The 25,147-nt window shown below is 58.2% G+C and carries 14 protein-coding genes and 1 other RNA gene; 10 read left to right on the forward strand and 5 right to left on the reverse strand.

The window, feature by feature from the left end:
- Positions 1 to 35 precede the first annotated feature (35 nt).
- From nadK to bamE, 3 genes are all read left to right on the forward strand, one after another.
- Positions 36 to 914, forward strand: coding sequence for an NAD(+) kinase (nadK, locus tag AC2FAJ_RS20990; RefSeq protein WP_008502500.1), 879 nt, complete (start codon positions 36 to 38; stop codon positions 912 to 914).
- An 85-nt stretch (positions 915 to 999) separates the two neighbouring features.
- A complete protein-coding gene (gene recN / locus AC2FAJ_RS20995; protein WP_060572343.1) occupies positions 1,000 to 2,661 on the forward strand; it encodes a DNA repair protein RecN in 1,662 nt (553 codons plus the stop codon).
- A gap of 138 nt (positions 2,662 to 2,799) precedes the next feature.
- Positions 2,800 to 3,138: an outer membrane protein assembly factor BamE gene (bamE, locus tag AC2FAJ_RS21000; RefSeq protein ID WP_028014132.1), complete on the forward strand. Its 339-nt coding sequence runs from the start codon at positions 2,800 to 2,802 to the stop codon at positions 3,136 to 3,138.
- A 102-nt stretch (positions 3,139 to 3,240) separates the two neighbouring features.
- Here bamE and AC2FAJ_RS21005 read toward each other — a convergent pair whose 3' ends face one another.
- Complete coding sequence (locus tag AC2FAJ_RS21005) at positions 3,241 to 3,528, reverse strand: RnfH family protein (RefSeq protein WP_060572341.1); 288 nt, start codon at positions 3,526 to 3,528, stop codon at positions 3,241 to 3,243.
- Positions 3,518 to 3,955 carry a type II toxin-antitoxin system RatA family toxin gene (locus AC2FAJ_RS21010; RefSeq protein ID WP_008502504.1) on the reverse strand — a complete coding sequence of 146 codons (438 nt, stop codon included), beginning with the start codon at positions 3,953 to 3,955 and terminating at the stop codon, positions 3,518 to 3,520. Before AC2FAJ_RS21010 ends, AC2FAJ_RS21005 begins: the two co-directional genes overlap by 11 nt.
- A gap of 156 nt (positions 3,956 to 4,111) precedes the next feature.
- Between AC2FAJ_RS21010 and smpB the strand changes: the two genes are divergently transcribed.
- Together smpB and ssrA are read left to right on the forward strand one after the other, a co-directional pair.
- Positions 4,112 to 4,594: an SsrA-binding protein SmpB gene (gene smpB / locus AC2FAJ_RS21015; RefSeq protein WP_008502505.1), complete on the forward strand. Its 483-nt coding sequence runs from the start codon at positions 4,112 to 4,114 to the stop codon at positions 4,592 to 4,594.
- A gap of 89 nt (positions 4,595 to 4,683) precedes the next feature.
- Positions 4,684 to 5,047: a transfer-messenger RNA gene (gene ssrA, locus AC2FAJ_RS21020) on the forward strand.
- A gap of 141 nt (positions 5,048 to 5,188) precedes the next feature.
- Here the strand turns inward: ssrA and AC2FAJ_RS21025 are convergent.
- From AC2FAJ_RS21025 to AC2FAJ_RS21035, 3 genes are all read right to left on the reverse strand, one after another.
- Positions 5,189 to 6,235: a bifunctional transcriptional activator/DNA repair enzyme AdaA gene (locus tag AC2FAJ_RS21025; RefSeq protein ID WP_447087580.1), complete on the reverse strand. Its 1,047-nt coding sequence runs from the start codon at positions 6,233 to 6,235 to the stop codon at positions 5,189 to 5,191.
- Positions 6,219 to 6,995, reverse strand: a complete 777-nt coding sequence (locus AC2FAJ_RS21030; RefSeq protein ID WP_163332853.1) for an isocitrate lyase/PEP mutase family protein — start codon at positions 6,993 to 6,995, stop codon at positions 6,219 to 6,221. Before AC2FAJ_RS21030 ends, AC2FAJ_RS21025 begins: the two co-directional genes overlap by 17 nt.
- Positions 6,996 to 7,158: 163 nt before the next feature.
- Positions 7,159 to 7,881, reverse strand: coding sequence for an SDR family oxidoreductase (locus tag AC2FAJ_RS21035; protein WP_047367534.1), 723 nt, complete (start codon positions 7,879 to 7,881; stop codon positions 7,159 to 7,161).
- Between the two features lie 98 nt (positions 7,882 to 7,979).
- Between AC2FAJ_RS21035 and AC2FAJ_RS21040 the strand changes: the two genes are divergently transcribed.
- The 5 genes from AC2FAJ_RS21040 (at position 7,980) to AC2FAJ_RS21060 (ending at position 25,144) form a co-directional block, all read left to right on the forward strand.
- A complete protein-coding gene (locus AC2FAJ_RS21040) occupies positions 7,980 to 8,897 on the forward strand; it encodes a LysR family transcriptional regulator (protein WP_048957969.1) in 918 nt (305 codons plus the stop codon).
- A 401-nt stretch (positions 8,898 to 9,298) separates the two neighbouring features.
- Complete coding sequence (locus tag AC2FAJ_RS21045; protein WP_028014145.1) at positions 9,299 to 9,655, forward strand: hypothetical protein; 357 nt, start codon at positions 9,299 to 9,301, stop codon at positions 9,653 to 9,655.
- A 764-nt stretch (positions 9,656 to 10,419) separates the two neighbouring features.
- Positions 10,420 to 21,468, forward strand: coding sequence for a BapA/Bap/LapF family large adhesin (locus AC2FAJ_RS21050; RefSeq protein WP_485454489.1), 11,049 nt, complete (start codon positions 10,420 to 10,422; stop codon positions 21,466 to 21,468).
- An 80-nt stretch (positions 21,469 to 21,548) separates the two neighbouring features.
- On the forward strand, positions 21,549 to 22,952 hold the full coding sequence (locus AC2FAJ_RS21055) for a TolC family outer membrane protein (protein ID WP_041908566.1): 1,404 nt from the start codon (positions 21,549 to 21,551) through the stop codon (positions 22,950 to 22,952).
- Positions 22,949 to 25,144 carry a type I secretion system permease/ATPase gene (locus tag AC2FAJ_RS21060; protein ID WP_041908564.1) on the forward strand — a complete coding sequence of 732 codons (2,196 nt, stop codon included), beginning with the start codon at positions 22,949 to 22,951 and terminating at the stop codon, positions 25,142 to 25,144. Before AC2FAJ_RS21055 ends, AC2FAJ_RS21060 begins: the two co-directional genes overlap by 4 nt.
- The last annotated feature ends 3 nt before the right edge of the window (positions 25,145 to 25,147 follow it).

The raw sequence follows: 25,147 nt of genomic DNA on the forward strand, positions 1-25,147 counted from the left end.
TGTCATCATTCATCAGGCACAAGGACCTCCAGAAAATGAATAATCATTTCAGGTGTATTGGGATCGTCGGGCATCCGCGTCACCCTACCGCATTGACGACACATGAAATGTTGTATCGCTGGTTGTGTAGCAAAGGCTATGAAGTGATGGTCGAGCAGCAAATTGCGCAGGAACTGCAGCTGAAGAGCGTCAAAACCGGCACGCTGGCGGAAATTGGCCAACAGGCCGATCTCGCCGTGGTGGTGGGCGGCGATGGCAACATGCTCGGTGCGGCACGCACGCTGGCGCGTTATGACATCAAGGTCATCGGTATCAACCGCGGCAATCTCGGCTTTTTAACCGACCTCGACCCGGACAACGCGCAGCAACAGCTGGCCGACGTGCTGGAAGGTCATTATATCAGCGAAAAACGCTTTTTACTGGAAGCGCAGGTGTGCCAGCAGGACTGCCAGAAGCGCATCAGCACCGCGATTAACGAGGTGGTGCTTCATCCCGGTAAAGTGGCACACATGATTGAGTTCGAAGTTTATATCGACGAAATCTTTGCCTTCTCCCAGCGTTCTGACGGTTTGATTATCTCCACCCCGACCGGCTCAACCGCCTACTCGCTTTCTGCGGGCGGCCCGATCCTGACGCCCTCTCTGGATGCTATTACGCTAGTGCCGATGTTCCCGCACACGCTCTCCGCGCGCCCGCTGGTGATTAACGGCGACAGTACGATACGTCTGCGCTTCTCGCACCGCCGTAACGACCTGGAGATCAGCTGCGACAGCCAGATCGCGCTGCCAATCCAGGAAGGTGAAGATGTTCTTATTCGCCGGTGTGATTACCACCTGAACTTGATTCACCCGAAAGATTACAGCTATTTCAACACATTAAGCTCGAAGCTTGGCTGGTCAAAAAAATTGTTCTGATTTTGCATCCAGTACTTTACTGTATAAAAAACCAGTTTATACTGTATGAAAACACAGTTATGGTTTTTCATACAGGAAAACAATTATGCTGGCACAACTGACCATCAGCAACTTTGCCATTGTTCGTGAGCTTGAGATCGATTTCCACAGCGGCATGACGGCGATCACCGGCGAAACCGGTGCGGGTAAATCCATTGCCATTGATGCCCTCGGCTTGTGCCTTGGCGGCCGTGCAGAGGGCGACATGGTGCGCATGGGCGCAAACCGTGCCGATCTTTGCGCACGTTTCTCCCTGAAAGATACCCCTGCAGCCCTGCGCTGGCTGGAACAAAATCAGCTCGAAGATGGACGTGAGTGTTTACTTCGCCGCGTGATCAGCAGCGACGGGCGCTCCCGTGGCTTTATCAACGGCACGGCAGTCCCCCTCTCCCAACTCCGCGAACTCGGCCAGCTGCTTATCCAGATCCACGGTCAGCACGCGCATCAGCAACTCGTCAAACCAGAACAGCAGAAAGCCCTGCTTGATGGCTATGCTGGTGAGTACGCGCTTACTCAGCTTATGGCGGAGCACTACCGCCAGTGGCATCAGAGCTGCCGCGAGCTTGCCCAGCACCAGCAGCAAAGCCAGGAGCGCGCCGCGCGTGCGGAGCTGCTGGCGTACCAGCTTAAAGAGCTGAACGAATTCAACCCGCAGGCGGGTGAGTTTGAACAAATTGACGAAGAGTACAAGCGCCTCGCCAACAGCGGCCACCTGCTCTCAACCAGCCAGAATGCCCTCAACATGCTGGCAGATGGCGAAGACGTTAACCTGCAGAGCCAGCTGTACAATGTCCGTCAACTGGTCACCGAACTGGCCGGCATGGACAGTAAACTTTCTGGCGTACTGGATATGCTGGAAGAGGCCGCGATTCAAATCTCAGAAGCCAGTGACGAACTGCGTCATTATTGTGAACGGCTGGACCTCGACCCGAACCGCCTGTTTGAGCTGGAGCAGCGCCTTTCTCGTCAGATTTCACTGGCGCGCAAGCACCATGTTACGCCGGAAGAACTACCAGGCTATTATCAGTCTCTGCTCGAAGAACAGCAGCAGCTTGACGATCAGGTGGATTCGCAGGAAACCCTCTCTCTGGCAGTGAACCTGCATCATCAGCAGGCGCTGACCACGGCGAAAAAACTGCATGAGATCCGTCAACATTACGCTCAGGAGCTAAGCCAGCACATCACCGACAGCATGCACACGCTGGCGATGCCGCACGGTGTATTCACCATTGATGTCCGTTTTGAAGAGAACCACCTGACGGCAGAAGGGGCGGATCGCATCGAGTTCCGCGTCACCACCAACCCGGGGCAGCCGCTGCAGGCAATCTCCAAAGTGGCATCCGGCGGCGAACTGTCGCGTATTGCGCTGGCGATTCAGGTGATTACCGCACGTAAAATGGAAACCCCGGCGCTGATTTTCGATGAAGTGGATGTCGGCATCAGCGGCCCAACGGCGGCAGTGGTGGGTAAACTGCTGCGCCAGCTAGGTGAGTCAACGCAGGTGATGTGTGTCACCCACCTGCCGCAGGTCGCGGGATGTGGTCATCATCACTTTATTGTCAGTAAAGAAACCGACGGCGAAATGACCGAAACGCACATGAAGCCGCTGGATAAACGCGCGCGTCTGCAGGAGCTGGCACGACTGCTCGGAGGCAGTGAAGTCACGCGTAATACGCTCGCGAACGCGAAAGAACTGCTGGCGGCATAAACTTTTTCGGGATCTCAGGGTCATACAGAACAACAAAAACGCCGCCAGACCGGTTTCAAAGTGGGGCAAGGTCTATTATCATCGGCATATTACATATGAGCCGCGTTCTGCTCGGGCCCGAAAAGGAATCAAATCACTATGCGTTGTAAAATGCTGACCGCTGCCGCAGCGGTTCTTCTGATGTTGACCGCAGGCTGTTCCACTCTGGAGAAAGTGGTTTACCGTCCTGACATCAACCAGGGGAACTACCTTACCCCTAACGATGTGTCCAAAATCCGCGTGGGGATGACACAACAGCAGGTCGCTTATGCACTGGGAACCCCGATGATGACCGATCCGTTCGGCACTAACACCTGGTTCTATGTATTCCGTCAGCAGCCTGGCCACGAAAGCGTGACCCAGCAGACCCTGACGCTGACCTTCAGCAGCGCCGGTGTGTTGACCAACATCGACAACAAACCTGCCCTGACAAAATAATCAGAAGCCAGAAATGCAAAAAGGTGCTCAACGAGCACCTTTTTTGTTTTTCTTTATCCCTTCCCCCCTTTGGGAAGAGGGACAGGGTGAGGGGGAAACACGCTACTTAGCCGACTTCTCCGCACGCTGACGACGCAGCTCTTTCGGGTCGGCAATCAGTGGACGATAAATCTCCACCCGATCGCCCTCTTTCAACACGTCGCCCAGCTTCACCGGACGGCTGTAAATCCCGACCTTGTTCTTCTCCAGGTCGATATCTCTGCGAAGCTCAAGGATGCCGGACGCGCGGATAGCCGCCTCAACGGTTGCCCCCTCTTCCAGCATTACACGCTGTAGGTACTGCTTCTCCGGCAGCGCGTAGACCACCTCTACAGCAATCTTATGCGACACTGTAAACCTCTTTGGCGCGGGTGGTAAACGCCTGAACCATATTTGACGCCAGCTCTTTAAAGATGCGGCCAAACGCCAGCTCAATTAGCTTATTGGTGAACTCAAAGTCCAGATGGAACTCAATGCGGCAGGCGTCAGCGCTCAGTGGCGTAAACTTCCAGCCACCCATCAGGGTTTTAAATGGACCATCCACCAGATGCATCAAAATACTCTGATTGTTAGTCAGCGTATTGCGGGTGGTGAACGTCTTGCTGATCCCCGCTTTGGAGACATCCACCGCCGCAGTCATCTGCGTCGGGCCAGACTCCAGAACGCGGCTCCCGGTACATCCCGGGATAAACTCTGGATAAGACTGAACATCGTTCACTAACTGATACATTTGTTCCGCGCTGTAAGGAACGAGCGCAGTACGGCTAATCTGAGGCATAGCATTTTCCATGGTCACACAACGGACAAATAATAACATTTATCACCTGTTAAAAAAACGCTAAGCCTCATCTCGTGCTAAGATAGCGCGTTAGACCTCACAGGACGCAATGAGGTGACTTTTTGAAATCAGATTACCGACGGCTTTACGACACTTATGACGAAGAAAAAAGCACATAAACCAGGCTCGGCGACCATTGCGCTCAACAAGCGTGCTCGCCACGAGTATTTCATTGAAGAAGAATTCGAAGCTGGCCTTGCGTTGCAGGGCTGGGAAGTAAAATCGCTGCGCGCCGGGAAAGCCAACATCGGCGACAGCTACGTGATCCTTAAAGATGGCGAAGCCTTCCTGTTCGGCGCGAACTTTACGCCGCTGACCGTCGCCTCGTCGCACTACGTATGTGACCCAACGCGCACCCGTAAGCTGCTGCTGAACAAGCGTGAGCTGGAATCCCTCTACGGACGCATCAACCGTGAAGGTTTCACCGTGGTCGCCCTGTCACTGTACTGGAAAAATGCCTGGTGCAAAGTGAAAGTTGGTGTCGCGAAAGGTAAAAAACAGCACGACAAACGTACTGACCTGAAAGAACGTGAGTGGCAGTTGGATAAAGCGCGCATTATGAAAAACGCAGGACGTTGATTCTGCACACTTATTGTACTATTCAATAAGTTAGCGTTCCGGGCTGGTATCCAGGAAGTGAAATCTGGTATACTTAGTTCAACACTATTGGGGCTGATTCTGGATTCGACGGGATTTGCGAAACCCAAGGTGCATGCCGAGGGGCGGTTTGCCTCGTTAAAAGCCGCAAAAAAATAGTCGCAAACGACGAAAACTACGCTTTAGCAGCTTAATAACCTGCTCTGAGCCCTCTCTCCCTAGCTTCCGCTCTTAAGACGGGGATCAAAGAGAGGTCAAACCCAAAAGAGATCGCGTGGAAGCCCTGCCTGGGGTTGAAGCGTTAAAACTAATCAGGCTAGTTCGTTAGTGGCGTGTCTGTCCGCAGCTGGCGTGCGAATGTAAAGACAAACTAAGCATGTAGTACCGAGGATGTAGAAATTTCGGACGCGGGTTCAACTCCCGCCAGCTCCACCAAAATTCTCCATCGGTGATTACCAGAGTCATCCGATGAAGTCCTAAGAGCCCGCACGGCGCAAGCCCTGCGGGCTTTTTTGTGTCTGCATTTTATCCCGCGAAGTTCGTAAAATATTCCGGCAACAATGGAACATTACGCCATTAAACGTTATTTCGCTCATGCTCAATGAGCCATTCTTTGCGCGAAATACCACCGCCGTAACCCGTCATCTTTCCATCTTTGCCAATTATCCTGTGACAAGGGATCACAATCGCAATCCGGTTTGCACCATTAGCTGCAGCGACGGCGCGCACAGCATTGGGCTTATTCATCCCTAGCGAAATGGCCTGATAGTGCGAAGTCTGTCCATAAGGAACTGCACGCAACTCATGCCAGACGGATTGTTGAAAATCACTGCCCGGGGCATCCACAGAGAGCTCAAACTGTCGGCGAGTTCCGGCAAAATACTCGCTGATTTCTTTTACTGTCTGCCGGGTATGGCTGTTTTCTCCGGTGACAATTCTGGCGTTAAATAAACGCTGGATATCGCGGAATTCCGTTTCTAACATCCGGCGATCGGTAAACTCCAGCAGACACACTCCCCGCTCTGTCGCGCAGACAAACATAGGCCCAAGCGTAGTGGTAAACCGATGAATGACAATCACCTCGGTTGCCTGAGTCGGCGCTGCGCCAGTAAGCCGCTTGTAGATGTAACCAAACCCGCTCAGGGATTCATAGCCATTGTCCAGCGCAACGTCAGTAGCCGCTCGTCCGCTTTTGAGCTCCTGTAGGGCAACGTTCACCCGCTGCATTCGCTGGAAAGCCTGAAAAGTGATGCCGTGATGTTGCAGGAACCAGCGTCTTACCCGCTCCGGACTGATTCCGTGCTGGCGAAGCTGCGCGTCAGCCACACGGGATTTAATATCGCGCCTGACAAGCGCAAGCGCTTGTTCAACATATAATGGCGCACTGTGCGCATTTTCAGCGGGTCTGCAGACCTTACAGGGACGAAAGCCATCCGCCAGGGCGGATTTGGCATCTTTATAAAATTCAACATTTTCGCGCCTGGGCTTTCGCGCCCGGCATACCGAAATGCAGAATACGCCAGTAGTTTTGACGCCAACAAAAAATACGCCGGTATATTCTGAATCTCGTTCAAGTAATGCCTGATACCAGACATCACACAAATTCTTATCGGTTATTTTCATCGCTAAAAAGTCCTGCAAATGACTGACGAGTTCGAATCGCATGCATTACATCACTCAGCGTTGACTGCATGGCTGAATGAACAAAATTGCCCATTGAAATGCGGTTTACCCCGGCCAGCTTCAGCCTGTCGAACGACGGAAGATCGGGCATACACATGACGTTCAGAGGCAGGCCCGTTGCCTCTGCAATGAGGCTGATGTCTTTCTCTGACGTCAGGCAGGGAACAAAAAGGCCATCAGCACCTGCGGCTTTATAGCTCTGACCCCGTAATATCGTCTCCTGCAATGCGTCATCATGCCCGAGCAGGTAAGTGTCAGTCCGAATGTTCAGAAACAGGCTACAGTTTTCGCTTCTCAGCGCATTGCATACTGTTCTGAGATTACGGGAAAAATCAGAGATATCGTCAAGCTGACGCTTACCATTAATGACTCTGCTGTCTTCAAGGTTAACGCCTGCTACGCCTGTCTGAGCAAGGCGCCTGAGATTAGCGACTATCTCTTCGGCTGAATCACCATATCCTGCTTCCATGTCAACACTCAATGGCAGGCTGCTGACAGCCCGGATACGGGTGACCACATAAAATAATGCATCAAACGGCATTCCCTGCCCGTCTTCATATCCCAGCATGGACGCTATTGCTGCACTGGACGTTCCCAGTGCCTGATAGCCTGCTTCTTGCGCTGCGACAGCACTGGCGGCGTCCCAAACGTTAGCGATAAGCAGGGGCTGCTCCTGGTTGTGGAGTTCTGCAAAATTCATATTCATTTCCTCTCAATAGATTGAAAATGAATCTAAGCATTCAGTATGAACGTCACAACCGAAATTCAGACGACCATTTTTTAGCAAGCGTAGTCTGGATTCGCAGACCAGTCAGATCTGTTGTAAACCAGCTGCGCTAACCTGCATTTTTTCATCCGCAACGTTAGTTCGCAGATGCCGTCGGTCTGATCGTAATTTCTGTTGTATCGACACTCTCAGGCGCCTCGATGATGTGGCGTACAGCGCGGGCGATATCAGCAGGTTTGAGGGCAATAGCACGGTACGCGTCCATCGCCGCCATGGTTTCCGGGTGCGTAATGGTCGAGGCCAGTTCGCTTTCCACTACCCCAGGGTTAACGCAGGTCACGCGGATGTTCGAACTTTCCTGACGTAAACCATCCGAAATCGCCCGTACGGCGAATTTGGTGGCACAGTAGACGGCAGCCGTGGGCACCACGGACAAGGCACCAATCGAGCCGATATTAATGATTTGTCCCGAGCCCTGGGCTTCCATAATCGGCAGAACGGCGCCTATCCCCCACAGCACGCCCTTGATATTCACGTCAATGGTGCGCTCCCACTCATCCTGCTTGCCTGCCGAAAGCGGAGAAAGAGGCATGATGCCCGCGTTGTTAATCAGCACGTCAATGCGGCCCCACTTTTCACGCGCTGCCTGTACGAAGTCAGCCATCGACTGCCGGCTGGTAACGTCTAAGACTGCGGCCTCTGCTTCCCCCCCTGCACTGCGGATTTCAGCAGCCAGGGCGTTGATGCGATCCAGCCTGCGAGCGCCCAGGAAAACGTTCGCGCCTGCCTTGCCTAACTCTCTGGCAATACCTTCTCCGATACCGCTTGATGCACCGGTAATTAAGATAACTTTGTTCATATTTTGCTCCTTACGTTGAGTTCAACGTGATAATAGATACTCACCATTGTTTCTTGTATCCTGCATTTACTGAACTCACTGGTTAGCAATGTTAAACAATGAAAATCGATCTCAATCTGTTACCTGTTTTTCTGGCGGTCGCAGAGGAGCGCAGCTTTAGCGCTGCCGCCGCGCGGCTGGGCATAACCCGCTCCGCTGTCAGCCAGGGGATTAGGCGTCTTGAAGATGGTTTTCAAACCCTGCTGGTGATGCGCACCACGCGCTCGGTAAGCCTCACTGAAGCAGGGGAACGGCTGCGTAAATCGTTGCAGGCCCCCATCGCCAATATTGAAGCGGCATTTGAAGACGTCGCGTCGGACAGCGCACCGCGCGGCCAGCTCAGAATCGCGGTCACCTCAATCGCGGAAGCCTTTCTCTCTGGCCCGCTGCTCGCTTCGTTTGCGGCTGCGCATCCTGCGGTATCGCTTGATATCTTCGTGTCGGACGAGGAGTTCGATATCGTGGCGGCGGGCTATGACGCCGGGGTAAGGCTGGGTGAAGTTATTGAAAAAGACATGATCGCCGTTCCCCTTACGGGTCAGCAGCGTGAGAGGGTGGTGGCTTCACCATCCTATCTGGCGACTCATGGCGTACCTGAGCACCCCCGCGAGCTGGTGGCTCACCGGTGTATCGGCTGGCGCCCAGCCCCGGACGTTGCCCCCTATCGCTGGGAATTTGAGGAGGCGGGAGTTCCTTTCGATGTGGCGATTGAACCGCAGATCACCACAAACGATCTCCGCCTTATGCTCAGCCTGGCACTGGCCGGCGGCGGCATAACCTTAGCCACAGAGGATACATTCACTCCGTATATTGAAACGGGGCAGCTTGTTGCCCTGCTGGATGCGTTTCTTCCGTCTTTTCCAGGCTTTTATCTCTATTTCCCCCAGCGTCACAATATGGCGCCCAAGCTAAGAGCCCTGATCGAGCACGTCCGCCAGTGGCGACAGCCAGCGGCAACGCAAAGCGTTCAACGCTAACAAGGCCAGTAACTTTCATGCAGATTTTCCTTACCCTGCCGCTGCCCTTTGATAAACATCAACGACACCGCCCTCCTCCCATGGAAAAGTAAAAACGGACACAATTCACTCAGGGGATATGTCGTGCCGGGGATGGCTTAACGATGTATCCCGTACGCTGGACAAGACATCACACAAGGATGGAGCCTTAAAATGTACAGACCCATGGTCGTTATTTTCTTTATTCTGCTGACCCTTGCAGCCCTCATAGAAATAGGTTTTTTATCCTTCGGGTGATCCTCAAGCAAGGAGGCGCTTACCTGGGTACTTTGATCTCATTACAGTTTTTTCCTAAAGCCACCCCGCTTCGTCTGTGCCATGCTGAATCACGCTCATAACCGATAACGTTAAATGAGGATATTATGAAAAAAACAATTATCGCATTATCTGCCGTTCTGCTGGCCTCCCCAGTATTTGCTGCGACCACACATGCAACTGACGATACCGTCGCTGCGGCGAATGCAAACGCCAACGAAGCGAAGCAAAAACTGCACGAAGAGCAGAACAAGGGCGAAGAGCTGAAGCTGAAACAGCAGCATGCTGCGGAAGGTAAGAGCGAAAGCTTTGGCAGCAAAGTCAGCGAAGATTCCCAGAAAGCCTGGCATAAAACCAAAGAAGGCACCGAGAAGGGGTGGGATGCCACTAAAGAAGGCGCAGAGAAAGGCTGGAACAAAACCAAAGAAGGTGCCAGCGAGCTGGAAAAGAAAGTCACTGAGTAATCGACACACTCATCTCAGGGCCGCGTTAGCGGCCTTTTTAATGCTTCGAACAGAGGGTATTAATGCAAACGTCCGGCTGCCCATCCCCGTGGTCATATTTTTTCGACCTTAGTATCAGGCTAATAGATGAACCGCATTGAAAATAAAGCAGGTTATTATATTTTCGCTCGCAGTAGCAGAATTCCCACACCATATAAGAATATATTTTAAATTCTAATTAATATAATATATCCTACATTAAAAATGTTACCCTAACTTAAACACAAATTAAGCAGATTTAAATAATAACATTTTTAATTAGATTCAAAAACGTCACTACCAATTATTAAATTACACCTAAAGCACAAATAAAACACGCAAACTAAAAATAAAAAAACCAATAAAAACAAGACAGTAAGAAAATAAACACATAATCCACATCAATAAATTAATGCCCTTCTTACGACTTACCCCTTTATTTACGAAAGCTTAATTTGCACATTCACCGTTTTCTGTCTATATCATTTTTATATCCTCAAAACCAATTCCTCTATTAATTACAGGGTTTTATAAGGCGAAAATACGCATAGCAAACATTCTGTCTGATAAGTAATTACATTCGCTCTGATGTTGCCACTCTGAGTCCTGGCGGGCATCGTTCGCTCTAAAAAAGACGGTGAGTGCTGTTTAATAAACAGTAACTCCGCCGGGGGCGCCCTTTACCTTCTCCAGAGATGGCTCGTCTTGCTCGTCGTTCACGATAACTCTGCTGGAGTAATACCTAAATGAGCCAAATCTCTGTTATATCAAAACTCACTGGCGTGGAAACGACTACGGAAGGCACACAGGTTACGCTGAGCCATTCCTCTATCGTTGAGCTTCATGTAGAGCGAGCCGATGTCTCCCACTTCGCGCGAAGTGGTAACGATCTGGTGGTGACACTGCACTCAGGGGAAGTGATCACCCTTAAAAACTTCTATGTCACCGACGCGCAGGGCGTGAGCCAGCTGGTGCTCCAGGAGAGTGACGGTGCGTTATGGTGGATTGAAGATCCCACAGGAGCCGCCACGTACGAATCCATCGCGTCCACGGACGCCTTGCTGGCCGCATCCGGGAGTGATGCAGGTGGTGCCGCCATCTGGCCGTGGGCGCTGGGCGGCATTGTCGCGGCTGGCGCCATCGCGGCGGTGGCAAGCTCCAGTGGCGGCGGCGGCGGCGGGGATGACGATGATGGGAATAACAACAATCCTAACCCTAACCCCGGTACGCCAGTCGATCCCACCAACCCGGATACAACACCGCCGAATGCACCCTCCAGCCTTCAGTTCTCGTCGGACGGTAAAAGCGTCACCGGTACCGCCGAGCCCGGCAGTACCATCACGCTGAAAGATGCGTACGGCAACGTCCTTGGCACCGGAAAAACCGGCAGTGACGGCAACTTTACCGTGTCTCTCGGCACTCCGCTGACCAACGGCGAACAGGTGACCGCCACCGCGACGGATGCGGCCGGGAATACCAGCCAGGGCACAACGATTACGGCGCCGGATCTCACCGCACCCGATGCCCCAACGATCGGCAGCGTGACGGACGATATTGATCCTCAAACGGGGTCGGTCACAAACGGCGGCAGCACCAACGATCCACGCCCGCAGCTCAGCGGCACCGCGGAGGCGGGCTCCACCGTAACCATCTATGACGGCGGAGTCGCCATTGGCACGGCGCTCGTCGCCAGCAACGGCACCTGGACATTTACCCCGTCAACCGATCTGACTGAAAGCACCCACCAGATTACCGTGCGGGCAACCGACGCCGCCGGCAACCTCGGACCGGCCTCACCGGTATTTACCCTCACCGTGGATCTTACCCCGCCGACCGCGCCGACCGCGATTGTGCTGACCGACGACACGGGTGCGATCAGAGGGACCATAACCGCAGGCACGCCTACCGATGCGTCAAAGCCGATCCTGGCGGGAACGGGCGAGCCCGGTGGCACAATCACTATCTACGATAACGGCGTCGCGGTTGGAACCACAACGGTGCTGCCGAACGGCACCTGGAGCGTCACGCCAGACGGCCCGCTCGCGGACGGAACGCACACGATAACCGTCGTTGAAACCGATGCAGCCGGAAACCAGAGTGCGGCCTCAGAGCCAATCATCTTCACCGTGGACACCACGCCGCCGCTGGCCCCCGGCGACCTCGTCGTATCGAATGATGGCGGCACCATCACCGGCACCGCGGAGCCTGGCAGCACGGTAACCATCCGTGAAGGCGACGCTATCCTTGGCACCCCTGTGGCCGACAGCGAGGGCAACTTTAGCCTGACGCTGACCCCGCCTAAGCTCAACGGCGAAATCCTGACCGCAGACGCCACCGACGCTGCGGGCAACACGGGGCCAGCAACCTCCGCAGCAGCGCCGGATATCACCCCACCGCAGGCCCCGGTTATCGTGTCGGTGATTGACGACGTGCTGAACACAACCGGTCCCGTGGACCAGAATGGGCTGACCAACGACCGGGCGCCGACCCTGAACGGCACGGGCGAACCCGGTTCGACCATCACGATTTTCAACGGCAGCGATATCATCGGCGCGGTGGTCGTCCCCTCATCCGGCCTGTGGAGCTTTACGCCGCCCTCACCGCTGGCCGATGGTACGTACGTGCTGACGGCAACGGCGACGGATGCCGCCGGTAACCCGAGCGGACAATCGAACGCGTGGACCATTATCGTCGACGGGACGGCACCGGCCGCCCCGGTGATTACGCAGGTCGTTGACGATGTGCCTGAACGTACCGGCTCGCTCGACCTCAATGAGACCACCAATGATTCAACCCCGACGCTCAGCGGTACCGCCGCGGCCAACGCCACGGTCACCATCCGCGTGGATGGGGTTGATATTGGAACCACCGTCGCCGATGGCCTCGGCGCGTGGAGCTTTACTCCGGACACCCCGATCGCTGAGGGTCAACATACCCTGACCGCCGTCGCAACTGACGCGGCGGGCAACATTAGCGACGTTTCCAACAGCTGGGGCATCATCATTGACAGCGTTGCCCCGGATGCGCCGGTCATTACCCAGGTGGTGGATGACGTGCCAGAGCGCCTCGGCGCGCTCAACTCTGGCGACAGCACCAATGACACCACGCCGACGCTCAACGGCACCGCGGAGCCGGGCTCAACCGTCACCATCCGCCAGGACGGCGTTGATCTCACTACAATTGTAATCGACAGCAGCGGCACGTGGACCTATACCCCAACCACACCGCTTGTTAACGGCACCTATACCTTTACCGCTGTCACCACCGATGGAGCGGGTAATACCAGCCAGCCGTCAGGCGGCTTTACCCTGACCGTCGATACCACGCCGCCAGCGGCGGCCACCATCGCCACCGTAACCGATGACGTGGGCGGCGTTAACGGGCCGCTTACCAGCGGCGACACCACCGACGACACCACGCCGACCCTGAACGGCACGGGCGAACCCGGTTCGACCATCACGATTTTCAACGGCAGTGATATCATCGGCACGGTGGCCGTCCCCTCATCCGGCCTGTGGAGCTTTACGCCGCCCTCTCCGCTGGCTGATGGTACGTACGTGCTGACGGCAACGGCAACGGATGCCGCCGGTAACCCGAGCGGACAATCGAACGCGTGGACCATTATCGTCGACGGGACAGCACCGGCCGCCCCGGTGATTACGCAGGTCGTTGACGATGTGCCCGGACGAACCGGCTCGCTCGACCTCAATGAGACCACCAATGATTCAACCCCGACGCTCAGCGGTTCCGCCGAGGCCAACGCCACGGTCACCATCCGCGTGGATGGGGTTGATATTGGAACCACCGTCGCCGATGGCCTCGGCGCGTGGAGCTTTACTCCGGACACCCCGCTCGCTGAGGGTCAACATACCCTGACCGCCGTCGCAACTGACGCGGCGGGCAACATTAGCGACGTTTCCAACAGCTGGGGCATCATCATTGACAGCGTTGCCCCGGATGCGCCGGTCATTACCCAGGTGGTGGATGACGTGCCAGAGCGCCTCGGCGCGCTCAACTCTGGCGACAGCACCAATGACACCACGCCGACCCTGAGCGGCACCGCGGAGCCGGGCTCAACCGTCACCATCCGCCAGGACGGCGTCGATCTCACGACAATTGTGATCGACAGCAGCGGCACGTGGACCTATACCCCAACCACACCGCTTGTTAACGGCACCTATACCTTTACCGCTGTCACCACCGACGGAGCGGGTAATACCAGCCAGCCGTCAGGCGGCTTCACCCTGACCGTCGATACCACACCGCCAGCGGCGGCCACCATCGCCACCGTAACCGATGACGTGGGCGGCGTTAACGGGCCGCTTACCAGCGGCGACACCACCGACGACACCACGCCGACCCTGAGCGGCACCGCGCCGGCAGATGCGGTGATTACCGTTTATGACGGTACCACCCTGCTCGGCACCGCGACCCTCGACGGCAGCGGCGGCTGGAGCTTTACCCCCGTTATCCCGCTCACCGACGGCCCGCATACGCTGACGGTGCATGCCACAGATGCCGCGGGCAATACCACCATCTCAACGCCGTTTGAACTGACGGTAGATACCGTTCCGCCAGCTACGCCGGATATCCCGGCAATCACCGTCAATCCTGACGGCACAGAAACGCCGCTGAACCCGGGAGAAACCACCCGCGACACCACACCGACCCTGAGCGGCACCGGCAATCCGGGCGATACCGTGACCATCTACAACGGTGGCGTCAAGCTTGATGATGTGCTCGTGGACGGCACCGGCAACTGGACCTGGACGCCAGCTACCCCGCTGCCTAACGGCACCTATGACATTACCCTGACCGTCACCAATATGGACGGCACGGGCAACGAAAGCGCCCCGTCGCAGCCGGTCACCATCACCATTGATACCGATGCGCCAACAGCACCAGCAGCACCGGTGATTACCGACAGCGTCAGCCAGATAACCGGCCCCGTTCCCGATGGCGGAACCACCAACGATCCGCGCCCGGTCCTGAGCGGCACCGGTACGGCGAATGACGTTATCAACATCACTGATACCGTTAACGGCATACCGACCATCGTGGGCACCGTGACGGTAGACAGCAACGGCAACTGGAGCTGGCGTCCTGACAGTAATATTGGGGAAGGCAGCCACGTCTATACCGCCACCGCCACCGATGAGGCGGGCAACGTCTCTGACCCGTCGCCAGCGATTACGATTAACGTGGATACCGTAGCACCGGATGTCCCGGTATTTGACGCCGTCGGGGGCCAGCCGAATGGGGGCTTAATCACCGATGCGACGCCAACCGTCGGAGGTACCGGCACGACTGGCGACACGGTCATCGTTTACAACAACGGCGTTGAGGTAGGACGTGTCGATGTCGTTAACGGAGAATGGAGCTTTGTCCTGCCACCACAGCAGGACGGCCTGCTGAACATCACCGTTGCGGGAGTCGATGCCGCGGGTAACGTCAGCGCGCCGAGCCCGGTCGTTTCCGTCACGCTCGATACCCTTGCGCCGGAAATCCCAGTCATTAGCGCCGTTGCTGACAGCCAGCTGTCCAACAACCAGCTGTATACGCAGGACGGCACGCCAACCCTTACCGGGACCGGTGAGCCGGGAACTACCGTGATCGTTTCCGTAGACGGCACGCCATCTGCCGTGACGGTAACAGTGCAGCCGGATGGCACCTGGAGCTGGACTGCCGACGCGACGCTGCCGGATGCTACATATACCTTCACCGTCTCTTCCAGCGATCCGGCGGGTAACCTCTCTGGTAGTTCAGCACCGCTGAGCGTTACGGTCGATACCGTCGCCCCGGCCGATCCGGGCAACATGCTCCTGGCTGATGAAGGGACACCGCTGACCGGTACCGGCGAAGAGGGAAGCACCATTACCGTGAAAGACAGCGGTGGCACGGTCATTGGTACCGGCGTTGTCGGCAGCGACGGCAGCTTCTCCATTGCGCTGAGCCCGGCGCAGCTGGATCCAACCACGCTGACCGTGACCGCCACGGACGCCGCAGGAAATGCCAGCGCTGACGTGCCTTTTATCGTCACCGACTCGCCGCTTGAGCTGCCGCAGGTACCCGTCATTACGGCTATTGTCGATGACGTGGACCCGGTCATCGGCGATGTGAAAGGCAAAACCACCAACGACACCACGCCAACGCTTACCGGTACGGCCGAAGCGGGCAGCGTGATTACTATCTATCAGGACGGTAGCACGACGCCATTAACAACGGTGACCGCCGACGGCAGCGGCAACTGGAGCTATACGCCGGCCGCGCTTGGCGAGGGGCTGCACACCTTTGAGGTGACCGCGACCCTCAACGGTGCCACCAGCGGCCGCTCTCCGGCGGCCAGCGTAACCGTCGATCTGACCGCGCCGGGCACGCCAACCATTGGCTCGGTCATTGATGACGTAGGTCCTGTCACCGGTCCGCTGACCAGCGGCCAGACCACCAACGACAGCCAGCCGACCCTCACCGGCACCGGCGCGGTGGGAGATACCATCTCCATCTACAACAACGGCGTGCTGCTGGACAGCGTGGTGGTTGGTAATACCGGCACCTGGAGCTACACCACGCCCGCCCTGCCAGAAGGCAGTAATGTTCTGACCATCCGCGAAACCGATCCGGCGGGAAATCAGAGCGGTCCTTCGGCGGACTTCACCATCGTGGTGGATTCCATTTCCACCACGCCGGTCATCACCAGCGTAACGGATAATGTGGGCAATACCGCCACCCCGGTAGCGAGCGGCAGCGAAACGAACGACGCCACGCCAACCCTTTCGGGGACAGCGGACGCAAACAGCATCGTGACCATTTTCGATGGCGCTACCCAGATTGCCGTGGTTACGGCTGATGACACCGGCGCGTGGAGCTTTACGCCAGAGACCGCTCTTGTCGAAGGGCCACACGCGTTCACGGTTCAGGCAACCGATCCGCAGGGTAACCTGAGCCTGGTCTCCGCCCCGTGGAGCGTGGTGGTTGACCTCACGGCGCCGACGGTTCCAACGCTGGATACGGTAAGTGATAACGTCCCTGGCGGCGTCACGGGCAACCTCACCAGCGGGCAGGCGACCAACGACAACACCCCAACGATTAGCGGCACCGGACAGGCAGGCAGCACCATCTACATCATGAATAACGGTACGCAGTTGGGTACGACGACCGTCGACGTAAACGGTAACTGGTCCTTCACCCCGACCACGCCGCTGGACGACGGCAGCTACTCCCTGCGCGCGTACGCAACGGATGCCGCGGGCAACGCCTCGGCGAACTCGTCGGTCTTCGCCTTCACCGTCGATACCGCAGGCCCCGGCGTGCCGGTGGTGACCAGCGTGATTGACGATGTCGCACCGATCACGGGGACGCTCACGTCGGGTAACAGCACTAACGACGCGCGTCCGACCTTCAACGGTACGGGCGACGTGGGTTCTACGGTGCACGTGATTGTTGATGGCAACGAAATTGGCACCGCCGTGGTCAATGCCCAGGGCAGTTGGACCTTCACGCCGGGTACCGATCTGATCGACGGACCGCATGCCATTACCTTCAACGCCACCGACGCGGCGGGCAACGTGGGTACTGCAACAGCACCGTTTAACCTGACGGTGGATACGGGCGTGCCGTCTGCGCCGGTCATTTCAGCGGCGGCAGATAACGTGGGCAGTATTCAAATCCCGCTCACTTCCGGGCAAAGCACCGACGACACCACGCCAACGCTGAGCGGCACCGCGACGGCCAACGCCACGGTCACTATCTATGAAAACGGGCAGCCTGTCGGCACCGCGCTGGCTGACGGTACCGGTGCATGGAGCTTTACGCCGTCCACGCCGCTGGCGGCTGGCAGCCACACCTGGACCGCCACGGTCACCGATGCCGCAGGGAACATCAGCCCCGCCTCGCCAGGCTTTACGCTGGTTGTCGATAGCACGGCACCCACCGCGCCGGTTATCAGCCAGGCGATTGACGATGTGGGGAGCATTACCGGGCCAATCACGTCCGGGCAGACGACTGACGACACCGTACCGCGGCTGGTCGGAACCAGCGAACCGTTTGCCACCGTGAATATCTATGAGGGAACCACGCTGGTCGGGACGGGCACCGCAGACGGCAGCGGCAGCTGGAGTATCTTACTCAATACCACGCTGACAGAGGGGGCGCACAGCTTCACCGCGCAGGCTACGGATGCCGCAGGCAACACCAGCGCGTCGTCCGCAAGCTTCAGTCTGACGATTGACACCGCGCCGCCAGCGCTGCCGGTGCTCACCAGCATTCTGGATGACGTCGGCAATGCGGCAACGCCAGTCGCGAACGGAGGAATAACCAACGACGCGCAGCCAACCCTCAGCGGTACGGCGGAAGCGGGTTCTACGGTGAAAATTTTCGATAACGGCGTGCAGATCGGCAGCGTGATCGCTACCGGCGGGGCGTGGAGCTATACGCCTTCTCCGGCGCTGGGCAACGGCCCGCACACGTTGACCTTTACCGCCACCGATGCGACGGGCAATGCCAGCGCGCCAACCGCCGGGTACACGATTAACGTCGATACCCTTGCCCCGGCAGCGCCGGTCATCAGCTCGGTAATTGATGATGTCGGCAGCGTCATCGGCCCGGTAACCGGCACCAACCCGACCAACGACACGCGTCCGGCGCTGAGCGGGACCGCCGAAGCGAATGCAACGGTACGGATCTACGATGGCATCACGCTGGTGGGCACCGTCACCGCCGACGGCAATGGCAACTGGACGCTGCCGGAAACCACCACGCTGACACAGGGCACCCACAACTTCACCGCCACGGCCACCGATGCCGCAGGCAACACCAGCCCGGCATCGGCCGTGACGACGATTATCGTCGATCTGACCGCGCCAACGGCCCCAACCGGAACCTTCAACGCCGACGGTAGCGTATTAACCGGCAATGCTGAAGCAGGAAGTACCGTCACCATCCGTCTAACGGACGGCTCGACGGTCACGACCACAGCGGGCAGCAACGGCACGTACAGCTACACCTTCGTTAACAAACAGACTGAAGGCCAGACGCTGCAAATCACCGCCACCGACGCGGCGGGCAATATCTCGCAGCCCGGCTCGGCGCTCGCGCCGGTGGTGCCGCTCTCCGCCAGCAATAATGTCGAAGAGCTGGATCTCAGCACCACGGCCACCGTCACCAACAGCCAGTACAGCGACTACGGCTTCCTGCTGGTCGGCGCCGTGGGCAACGTCCTGACGCTGCTCGGTAATGACACCGCTCAGGTCAACTTCACCGTGGGCAGCGGCGGCAGCGCGGATATCGTCGTGAACGCCAACGCCACGGGGGCCGTGCTCTCTCTGCTCAACACCCTTGAGCTGGTGGTTCAGCGCTTTGACACCGTTAACAATACCTGGACTACCGTAGTCGATACCGGACAGCCGCAGTTTGCCGACCTGCTGACCCTGGGGGCAACAGGCGTTTCACTAAACCTGACCGGGCTGGCGGACGGCAACTACCGCGTGCTGAGCTATAACACCAACCTGCTGGCAACCGGCTCCTACACCAGCCTCGACGTGGCGGTGAAAGAGACCGGGCCGGGCACCGTTACGGGCGACACCAGCCTCGGCGGTAACGTGATCACCGACGTTGACCCAACCGCAGGCAGCGACAACGCTCCGGCAGGGGCAACGGTCACGGCCGTCACTAACGCCCAGGGTGTCACCACCAGCGTCACTGCCGACGGCACGGTGATCCAGGGACAGTACGGTACGCTGACCATTAACCGCGACGGCAGTTACACCTACGATCTGACCAACACCAGCGCATCGGTGATTGGCCGGACGGAGAGCTTCAGCTACACCATCACGCATAACGGCGTCAGCGCGTCGGCGAATCTGGTGCTGTCGCTGGGCACCGGTACCGCCACCAGCGGTATTGTCGCGGTTGACGATACGAACTCGCTGACCTTCGATACCACCGTCAACGCGATTAACAACGGTACGTCGTCCCAGGGCGGCTTTACCCTGGTGGGAATCAATCTCGGCAACACGCTGGGGCTGAACCTGCTGGACGATATGACCAATCCCATCATCTATAACGTGGAGGAAGGCACTACCCGCACCATGACCATCCAGGCCTCCGTGGGCGGCGTGGCGCTGGCGTCGGTGTTTGATTTGTACGTATACAAGTTCAACAACGCGACCCAGACCTTCGAGCAGATGCGCGTTGAACCAGGCTGGCTGCGCGCGCCGCTGTTGGGCGGCACCTCGCCTCAGCTGACGCTGCAACTGCCGGCCGGTGAGTACCTGTTCCTGCTGAATACGGCTGCGGGGATCACCGCCCTGACGGCCTACACGCTGGACGTGCTGCAGGATCATGTCTACAGCGTGGCGAGCGTCAGCGCGAGCACTACCGGGGACGTTCTGTCGGATGATATTGCGCCAGTCGGCACGCTGGTGACGGAAGTTAACGGCGTAGCGGTGAACAGCAGCGGTCTGACGAACATTACCGGCGAGTACGGTACGCTGAGCATCAACGCGGCCGGGGAGTACACCTACACCCTGAATAGCGGCGTCGGCGTTGACCACATCAGCACCCCGGATACCTTCGTCTACACCATTACCGCGCCGGACGGCACGAAAGACACGGCTTCGCTCAACATCACCCCAACCGCGCAGCCGATGAATGCGGTGAATGATGTCAGCACCGCGATGGACGTGACGTCGGTACACCACACCGCCGCGTACTCGGATACAACCGTCGGGTCGGCGAGCTGGAACGCCGCGCTGCTCGCTTCAACCCAGGGCTCCGGCTCCGGCACCTTCGTGGTGGATGCCAATACCGCGCTGCACAACGTGGTGCTGTCGTTTAACGTCGCCTCGTTGCTGACGCTTACAGGATTGACGGTTGACTGGACGCTGACCAACGGCGCCACCACCGTCAGAACCGGCTCGTTCAACGGCGGGCTGCTGCTGGGCGGCACGGCAACGGTCAACCTGACGGGTCTCGACCTGGAGGCGGGGACCTACACCCTGAGCTATACCGGCAGAATGGGGCCGCTGGGAGTAGGAAATATCACCATCACCCCAAGCGTCACCGGCACAAGCTACTCGCTGTCGCAGTTCGACGCCACGGGCACCCACACCGTTGACGGCAACATTTTCGACGGCACTGGTTCCGCAGGGACGATGGACCAGCTGCACTCGGTGGATACCCGCGTGAGCATTACCGGCTACGACGGCGTTACCACTACGCTGGATCCCTACACCGGCAGCACGCAGTCGAGCATCACGGGTCACTACGGCACGCTGGCAATTGCCGCAGACGGCAGTTACACCTATACGCTCAATCCGGGGATATCGCTCTCTACCATTACCACGAAGGAGGTCTTTAACTACACCCTGACCGATGCCAACGGCACCACGGACACCGCGTCGCTGACCATCAACATGGCGCCGAAATTTATCAGTTCGGAGCATAACGATGTGATTAGCGGTACGGCCTACGGAGACACGCTGATTTATCAGGTGCTGAACAGCACGGCGGGCAACGCGACGGGGGGCAACATCACCAGCGCCGGCGGCGACCACTGGACGAACTTCTCCCTGGCGCAGGGAGACAAGATCGACATTGGCGATCTGCTGGTGGGCTGGGACGGTAATACCGCCTCGCTGGGGAATTATATCCATGTCACACAAAGCGGTAGCAACACTGTGATCTCCATCGACCGTGACGGCGCAGGGAGCACCTACACTAATACTGCACTCGTTACGCTTGATAACGTGCAGACCACGTACGACGAGCTTGTGAACCAGCAACACATCATTACCTGATAGCACCTGCAGGACATGACCCGGGCGCACAGCGCCCGGGCATAAATAATAAAGCTGTACTTATTTATTAGGGACAAGACATGGGAATAAAGATGCCTTACTGGTGGCTCTCGTGCTGCCTGATATCTGTACCCGCCATCGCGGCAAACCCGGCGGCAACCATCAATACCGGACAGCTCCGCGAAACGCAGGAACTCCCCTCACTGAATGGCCGCGTCGCCCCGGTGGCAGGCAAAGCCGCTCCCGGTTCACTACAGCTTGGCGAGGCCGTTAATCGCGCCGTCACCTGGCACCCGGCGATCGCTGAAGCCGTGGGCAAACTCTACGAACAGAACGAAGAGGTCGACGTCGCCAAATCGAAATACTATCCGCAAATCAACGCCGGCATGGACAACGGGTATTCCCACGACGGCGACCAGAACGGCTTTACGCCGTCGCTGGTGCTCTCTCTATCACAGATGCTCTACGACTTCGGCAAAGTGGCAAGCCAGGTGCGGGCCGAAAACGCCGGGGTCGCCCAGCAGCAGGCCAACGTGCTGGTCAGCATCGACACCATCGCCCACGATACCGCTATCGCCATGGTGCAGGTGCAAACCTGGCAGCAGATGGTCGACACCGCCAAAGAGCAGCTTGACGCCCTCTCATCAATAGGCACCCTGACCCGCCAGCGTAACGACGAAGGGGCCACTTCCCTGTCTGACGTGGTGCAGACCGACGCGCGCATTGAAGGGGCGCGCGCCCAGCTGATGCAGTATCAGGCCAGCCTCGACAGCGCCCGCGCCACGCTGATGAGCTTTCTCGGCTGGAACAGCCTGAACGATATCAGCAATGACTTTCCGCAGAAGCTGGCCCGCAGTTGCGATATCGCCGAGCCGGACGATCGTCTGGTGCCTGCGGTCCTCGCCGCCTGGGCACAGGCGAATGTCGCTCAGGCTAACCTTGACTACGCCGACGCGCAGATGACGCCAACCGTCTCGCTGGAGCCGGAAGTCCGTCACTACCTGAACGATCGCTACGCGGGTAACGAAACGCGGGATCGCACCCAATATTCCGCCTGGGTGAAAGTCCAGATGCCGCTCTATCAGGGCGGCGGACTCACCGCCCGACGCAACGCCGCCGGTCACGCGGTGGAAGCGGCGCAGTCGACCATTCAGCGCACGCGCCTCGATGTCCGCCAGAAGCTGCTGGAGGCCCGCAGCCAGGTCATGAGCCTGCAAAGCACGCTGCAAATTCAGGGCCGCCAGGAGGCGCTCAGCGCCCGCACCCGCGAGCTCTACCAGCAGCAGTATCTCGATCTCGGCTCGCGCCCGCTGCTGGACGTGCTCAACGCCGAGCAGGAGGTCTATCAGGCGCGCTTTACCCAGCAGCAGACCCTCGGTCAGCTGCATCAGCTGCAGCTCAACTGCCTCTATAACACAGGGCAATTGCGTCATGCGTTCGATCTTGATAACCGCACCATCCAGACCGTGGAGATCCAGCCATGAAGCAACGCGACATCCCGCAGGGGGAAACGATGACGGATGAGGCGCTGGAGCAGTGGGCTCAGGCGTTTGGCTTTGTCGCCACGCGCTACCGCGTTGCCTGTTCGCCAGGCTCGCTCGTCGCGGGCGCGCCGTGGCTGAAAGGCAAACCGATGGTGCCCGCGCTGACTCAGCTTGCCCGTGAAGCCGGGCTGACGTTCCAGCTGCTGACGGCCGATCAGCAGTCGATCAACAGCTGGCGTCTGCCGGTGGTGGTGGCGCTGAACGACGGAAAAATCGGCGTGATTGAGAATTTCGACGGAGAAGATACGCTCGAGGTCAGCTTTTTCGACGACAAGACATACACCAACCGCCTGTCGATGAGCGCAATGCTGCCCGCCATCCGCCACGTTATCGCCCTGCGTCCGCTGGCCGCGCTGAAAGACAGCCGCGTGGACGCCTACATCTCAAAGTACCGTCCGGACTGGCTCTACCGGCTGGTGATGCGCGACCTGCGTCCCTACAGCTGGGTGATGCTGGCGGCGCTGTTTATCAATGTGCTCTCCCTCTCCGGCATTGTCTTTTCCATGCAGGTGTATGACCGGGTGATCCCCGCCCAGTCCTACCCGACGCTCTACGTGCTGACCATCGGGGTGCTGATCGCCACCCTGTTTGGCTTTGTGCTGCGCGTTGCGCGCGGGCACATTATGGATCTGCTGGGCAAACGCTCGGATCTGCGCGTCTCGGATCGCGTGTTCGGCCACGCGTTACGGCTGCGCCACAGCGCCATTCCGCGTTCCACCGGCAGCTTTATCTCCCAGCTGCGCGAGCTGGAGCAGATCCGCGAGATGGTCACCTCTTCCACCATCTCGACGATTGTCGATCTGCCCTTCTTCTTCCTGTTTGTGGTGGTGCTGGCGATCATCGCGCCGCAGCTGGCGTGGATCGCCCCGGTAGCGGCGGTAATCATGGTCCTGCCGGGCCTGCTGCTGCAAAAGAAGCTGGCCGAGCTGGCGAGGCAGTCGGCGCATGAATCCACCCTGCGCAACGCGGTGCTGGTGGAGAGCGTACAGGGGCTGGAGGACATCAAGCTGATGCAGGCGGAGAACCGCTTTTTGCAGCAGTGGAACAGCTATATCCAGATCACCGCGGAATCCGGCCTGCGCACCCGCGAGCTGACGCAGAACCTGATCAGCTGGGGGATGACCGTCCAGAGCCTGGTTTACGCCGCCGTGATCGTGGTTGGCGCGCCGATGGTGATTGACGGCACGCTGACCACCGGCTCGGTGGTGGCCGCTTCGATGCTGGCCTCGCGGATGATCGCCCCGATGGCGACGCTGTGCGGCGTGCTCGCCCGCTGGCAGCAGGTTAAGGCCGCTAAAGAGGGGCTGGACAGTATTATGCAGCTTCCTACTGAAAATCAGCGTGAAGAGACGCCGATCCGCCAGGACGTGCTGCGCGGACACTATCTTTTCGAGCAGGCGCAGTTCCGCTATCAGCCGGAAGATCCGCGCATGGCGCTGCGCATTAACCGTCTTGAGATCAGGCCGGGCGAGAAAGTGGCGATCCTCGGGCGTAACGGCGCGGGCAAATCCACTCTCCTGCAGGCGATGGCGGGCGGCATGGATCTGGCGGCCGGCGAGTTGCGGCTCGACAACCTCAGCCTGCCGCATCTGGACGTGGCCGACGTGCGGCGAAACGTTGGCTTTATGACCCAGAACGCGCGGCTGTTTTACGGCACCCTGCGCGAGAACATCACCCTCGGCATGCCGCGCGCCACCGACGAAGAGATCTTCGAGGTGCTGGAGATGTGCGGCGCGGCCAGCTTTGTGCAGAAGCTGCCGAAGGGGCTGGACTACCCGATTATGGAGAACGGCGTGGGATTGTCCGGCGGGCAGCGGCAGTCGATTCTGCTGGCGCGGATGCTGCTGCGCGATCCGAATATCGTGCTGATGGACGAGCCGACCGCTTCCCTTGACGAGCACACCGAGCGGGAATTTATCCAGCGCCTGGGGGCGTGGCTCGGCAACCGGACGCTGGTTGTCGCCACCCACCGCGTGCCGGTGCTGGAGCTGGTGGAGCGCGTGGTCGTGCTGAAAGATGGGATGCTGGTCATGGACGCGCCAAAAGCGCAAGCGCTGAACAACAGCCGCATGCAGCAACAGCAGCAGGCAGCAACCGGACGGGAGTGGAAAAATGAAAATCAGTCAGCGTGACGT

This window comes from Enterobacter cloacae complex sp. 385G4 (assembly GCF_057320665.1).

Bases quoted from the DNA above. Each gene is read 5' to 3' on its own strand.
- AC2FAJ_RS21035 (WP_047367534.1), bottom strand. From the start codon at position 7,881: ATGAACAAAGTTATCTTAATTACCGGTGCATCAAGCGGTATCGGAGAA.
- AC2FAJ_RS21045 (WP_028014145.1), top strand. From the start codon at position 9,299: ATGAAAAAAACAATTATCGCATTATCTGCCGTTCTGCTGGCCTCCCCA.
- AC2FAJ_RS21030 (WP_163332853.1), bottom strand. From the start codon at position 6,995: ATGAATTTTGCAGAACTCCACAACCAGGAGCAGCCCCTGCTTATCGCT.
- recN (WP_060572343.1), top strand. From the start codon at position 1,000: ATGCTGGCACAACTGACCATCAGCAACTTTGCCATTGTTCGTGAGCTT.
- bamE (WP_028014132.1), top strand. From the start codon at position 2,800: ATGCGTTGTAAAATGCTGACCGCTGCCGCAGCGGTTCTTCTGATGTTG.
- AC2FAJ_RS21010 (WP_008502504.1), bottom strand. From the start codon at position 3,955: ATGCCTCAGATTAGCCGTACTGCGCTCGTTCCTTACAGCGCGGAACAA.
- AC2FAJ_RS21050 (WP_485454489.1), top strand. From the start codon at position 10,420: ATGAGCCAAATCTCTGTTATATCAAAACTCACTGGCGTGGAAACGACT.
- AC2FAJ_RS21040 (WP_048957969.1), top strand. From the start codon at position 7,980: ATGAAAATCGATCTCAATCTGTTACCTGTTTTTCTGGCGGTCGCAGAG.
- nadK (WP_008502500.1), top strand. From the start codon at position 36: ATGAATAATCATTTCAGGTGTATTGGGATCGTCGGGCATCCGCGTCAC.
- AC2FAJ_RS21055 (WP_041908566.1), top strand. From the start codon at position 21,549: ATGGGAATAAAGATGCCTTACTGGTGGCTCTCGTGCTGCCTGATATCT.
- AC2FAJ_RS21025 (WP_447087580.1), bottom strand. From the start codon at position 6,235: ATGAAAATAACCGATAAGAATTTGTGTGATGTCTGGTATCAGGCATTA.
- AC2FAJ_RS21060 (WP_041908564.1), top strand. From the start codon at position 22,949: ATGAAGCAACGCGACATCCCGCAGGGGGAAACGATGACGGATGAGGCG.
- smpB (WP_008502505.1), top strand. From the start codon at position 4,112: ATGACGAAGAAAAAAGCACATAAACCAGGCTCGGCGACCATTGCGCTC.